Genomic DNA, 3,877 nt, shown 5'->3' on the forward strand with positions numbered 1-3,877 from the left:
TCCTATTTATCTGGAGTCATAAAGCTTGTCAGACAATGCGCCACCATTGAAGGTTGATGCATCATGAACATGTGAGCACCCTCTTTGATGGTTTGAAGCTTCATGGATGTGCGAAAATATCGGCCCCATCTCAACGCTGATTGAAGGGTAACCGTACGATCCAGTTCTCCCCACAGATACAATACCGGCAATGAGAGCGGCTCATATTCAAGCGTTGCTGCAGATTCCAGCATCCTGAAATCCGCACGGATGACGGGCAGAAAATAATTCAATAATTCTTTTTCATGTATCAGTTCTTGCGGAAGAGCTTCATAGGAAAACAGATGATCAATCAGATTTTCGTCTGACATCCGATCATAATTCTGCATCCCGCATTCGTCAGGCGTGTTGCAGGCAGATAACACAAGCCGTAGCGTTTTAGCTACATCTGGACGTTCCTGACATAAGCGCTGCGCAACGAAGTAGGCTGTAATCCCTCCCAGACTATGTCCAAATAACAGACTGCCAGGTTGTATAACATCCAGCAACTTGCTGGTATACAGTTCTACGAGTTGCTGCATATGCTCCAGGGGTGTTTCGGTGTTCAGACCATGACCCGGGGGCGTAAACGCCCAAATTTCCGTGTCAGGAAGGTACGGCACTAGGGGCTGAAAACTGTTGGAGTTGCCACCGAGATAAGGAAAACAGACCATTTGTCTGTCTCCCTTCCCCTTTTGTAGCTGCTCCAAATAGATCGGTTCCATCACTTATCCACCACCATAACCAGGCTTACTTTCTTTCCAGAACATATGCAGGGAATGTCTGAAGTGAAGTATCCACATTTTTACGCTTGAAGATGACATGAATGACAATAGCCGATATTGCAAAAAAGAAAAATTGCATAATTTGAACTTGCGGATTAAAGTAGTACAAATCAATTTGACTTCCTGTGGCTACAAGCCAGAATGCAAGCAGATAAAACAGAAGTGTACCTTTGGTTGCATTGAAGATATAACTTTGGAACACGATAAATGCCATAAGCTGAACAACGTAGTATATGTAAGTGGTTGAGGTGCCAAAAGAGGAAATCAAGTATCCCGGAAGCACCCATAATCCGAACAACAGGCCGGTAATCAGACCACTTGTTATATTATTTTTTAACTTCCCTTGCAAGAATGGAAGCAAAAATCCGATCCAGCCAAACAGCCCACCAATCAGCCCCGTCTCCTTGATCAGATTCACAATCCCCAACCAGATCATTTCAGGTACACTATATGTCAACTCAGGAACCGGTATGCCGAATAACAAGGAACCAAAGTGCATTGTTGATGCAAAGATGATGGAAATTCCGATAATTAGCGGTATCCAGAACAGGTCCTGTCTGCGCGGAACCAGCTTCATAAACATTCCTTTTAATGCTTCCGTTCCGCCCATCACATAACATGTAATTAATCCGGCAATGGAAGGTGAATACAGAGCAACGATCGCAAGTGGATGCATCAAGGTTAACTCACCTGTTATGGGTACAATAAAATCCGCAAAGAACATGAACAAACTTGCGATTCCATAACATGTGCCAAAGGAAATTCCCAAAAACAAATACATATATTTGTTGGACGGGCTGGTTGCCGGACTTGTGACTGGACGAATGGATGCCTGATTAGCTGTAATCATAGTGCCGCCTCCTTCTCAGTCAACTTTCTCTCAATAAGATCATGCAAACGGTTAATCGTGCAGAAATTAGCCAAATCCAGATCTTCATTTGCGATCTCAATCTGGAATTTACGCTCTACAAAGTCCACCAAACGCATCGCAAAGAGCGAATTGACGAACCGCTGCTCAAAATAATTGTCATTATCATTAATTTGAGTGTCCTCATGATCCATGGTGAGGTTGTTCCCGATAAACTCCCGAATTTCCTGACGATAATCCACTGCCCTTCCCCCTTGTTATTGATGTTGCCCCTCGGGCACTAAAACCTCAATGTAATCTGGAAACTCTACAGCCTGCTGCAAATCATGATAAAACAGTACTCTTCCTTCCTGATCTGCAGATTGCTGCTTGAAACCGGCAAAGCGATAGCTGATATTCATCATTCGGTTCCTTCCGGTATCCCTAAAGTCCGCAAGCATCTGTTTGCCCTGCTTCTGAGCTTCACGCATGATATACGTTAGCAGCACACTCCCTGCTCCCCTGGACATTACTCTGCAAGACATCAGAAGCATGTTTAGCCGCCATACTTTCTGCTGCATGTGAATTAGTGCAAGTCCAATTTTGCCATACGTTCCGTATTTGTCTTCGAGTTCACACACCAATAACATATGGTCCTGCGAGGTCATCAGTTGATGCAGCTCCTCGTAACTGTAGGTAATTCCCGTTGCATTTAGCTGATTGGTACGGACAGTAAGTTCCTCTGCACGTTGAAGATCATCCTCAGTAGCCTCGTAGATGGAAAATTTCATGCCGAGCGTAGCCAGAAATTGTTCTGAAGGTCCTTCATACTGTTCCTCAGCCTGTTTACGGAGCGTATCCGCCTGATACATCTGCCTTCTGCACGCAGAGTCGGCTGTAATGAATCGGGGCATCAGCCTTGGGTCATCAAGCATGGCTTCATATTGATCCGCATGAAGTACCTGGATATCAGCATGTACACTTTGCACTTCTTCCAGTTCAAAAGGTTGATCATCCACAAACAGAATGGCATCCATGCCGATATTAATGTTCTGCTGAATCCGCTGAACAGAGACGGACTTCGCATCCCAATGGATTTCGGGATACAGAAAATATTCGGCGATGCCCAGTTCGTTTAGTTTCGCCCAAGCCAGCTCTGCATCATTTTTACTGGCAACAGAATGCAAAATACCTCGCTGGTCCAGTTTTTCAATCACCTCCTTTAAGCCCGGCTTCAGTTGCACATCTGCAGATTCAAGCAAAACTCCATCCCATATGGTGTGGTCCAGATCCCAAACGATGCATTTGATATCCTTGAGCTTTTCCATGGTCATGCCACCCTTCATCTTAGTAGGCATAGAATCCTTGACCCGTCTTACGCCCCCACTGTCCTGCATCAACCATTTTCTGCAACATCGGACAGCATCGGAATTTAGGGTCCTGATAGCTGTCGTACAATACTTTCAATGAATGCACGACCGTATCCAGACCAATCAGATCCGCCGTCTCCAGCGGCCCCATCTGATAATTGAAGCCCTTCTTCATAATGGCGTCTACCTGCTCGGGTGTAGCGATCCCATCCTGCACAATGTACGCCGCTTCATTCATTAACAAGTGCGAGAGGCGATTAGAGACAAACCCAGGCAAATCCTCTATGACAACTGGACTTTTATCAAGAGTTTCCAAAAACGCTACCATCTCATGTTCCGTACCCTGCGTTGTATGATGTCCTTTGATCACCTCCACCATGGATTTAACAGGAACCGGATTCATCAGATGCACCCCAATGACTCGACCTGGGTCAGGCAAAAATGAAGCGAGCTTTGTCACGGAAATACAACTTGTATTTAGCGCAAATAAAGCATCCGGACGAGCCGTGTGGTATAGTCGTGCGTAAACTTCCTTTTTCAACTCCAGATTCTCAGTTACATTTTCAATAATGATACTTGCCTCTTCCACACCTTCATCTTGTGTCTGGAACGAAATTCGTTCCATGATCTGATCCAAGGGCACCTGACCGTACCCTTGCTTCAGGAAGCAAGCTGAACGATATTCACGACGTATAACATCAGGAGCGTGTTCGATGACCGATGCCGAAATATCCTGCAAAATCACACGATAACCAGCCCTCGCGACATCCAGTGCTGTGGCGCATCCCATCACCCCTGCGCCAATGATTGCAATGAGTCGATTATGCATACCTAATCACCTCCTTATTGAGCTACCA

The 3,877-nt window shown here is 45.4% G+C and carries 5 protein-coding genes; all 5 read right to left on the reverse strand.

Annotation, left to right across the window (positions count from 1 at the left end; translation table 11 throughout):
• Positions 1-2: 2 nt before the first annotated feature.
• From MHB85_RS22560 to MHB85_RS22580, 5 genes are read right to left on the reverse strand one after another with little or no spacing between them, the layout of a single operon-like run.
• Positions 3-743, reverse strand: a complete 741-nt coding sequence (locus MHB85_RS22560; RefSeq protein WP_105599779.1) for a thioesterase II family protein — start codon at positions 741-743, stop codon at positions 3-5.
• Positions 744-768: 25 nt separating this feature from the next.
• Positions 769-1,653, reverse strand: a complete 885-nt coding sequence (locus MHB85_RS22565; protein WP_179086485.1) for a hypothetical protein — start codon at positions 1,651-1,653, stop codon at positions 769-771.
• Complete coding sequence (locus MHB85_RS22570; RefSeq protein WP_091013881.1) at positions 1,650-1,913, reverse strand: acyl carrier protein; 264 nt, start codon at positions 1,911-1,913, stop codon at positions 1,650-1,652. The genes MHB85_RS22565 and MHB85_RS22570 overlap by 4 nt, the downstream gene beginning before the upstream one ends.
• A gap of 15 nt (positions 1,914-1,928) precedes the next feature.
• Complete coding sequence (locus MHB85_RS22575) at positions 1,929-3,008, reverse strand: HAD-IIIC family phosphatase (RefSeq protein WP_374954407.1); 1,080 nt, start codon at positions 3,006-3,008, stop codon at positions 1,929-1,931.
• Positions 2,998-3,849: a 3-hydroxyacyl-CoA dehydrogenase family protein gene (locus MHB85_RS22580; protein WP_091013879.1), complete on the reverse strand. Its 852-nt coding sequence runs from the start codon at positions 3,847-3,849 to the stop codon at positions 2,998-3,000. The genes MHB85_RS22575 and MHB85_RS22580 overlap by 11 nt, the downstream gene beginning before the upstream one ends.
• Positions 3,850-3,877: the final 28 nt, after the last annotated feature.

The organism is Paenibacillus sp. FSL K6-4396, assembly GCF_038002525.1.
In the GTDB taxonomy this organism is placed as follows: domain Bacteria; phylum Bacillota; class Bacilli; order Paenibacillales; family Paenibacillaceae; genus Paenibacillus; species Paenibacillus amylolyticus_B.

What these genes read in the sequence shown, in the direction of transcription:
- MHB85_RS22560 (WP_105599779.1), bottom strand. Translation starts at nt 743, where the DNA reads ATGGAACCGATCTATTTGGAGCAGCTACAAAAGGGGAAGGGAGACAGA.
- MHB85_RS22565 (WP_179086485.1), bottom strand. Translation starts at nt 1,653, where the DNA reads ATGATTACAGCTAATCAGGCATCCATTCGTCCAGTCACAAGTCCGGCA.
- MHB85_RS22575 (WP_374954407.1), bottom strand. Translation starts at nt 3,008, where the DNA reads ATGCCTACTAAGATGAAGGGTGGCATGACCATGGAAAAGCTCAAGGAT.
- MHB85_RS22580 (WP_091013879.1), bottom strand. Translation starts at nt 3,849, where the DNA reads ATGCATAATCGACTCATTGCAATCATTGGCGCAGGGGTGATGGGATGC.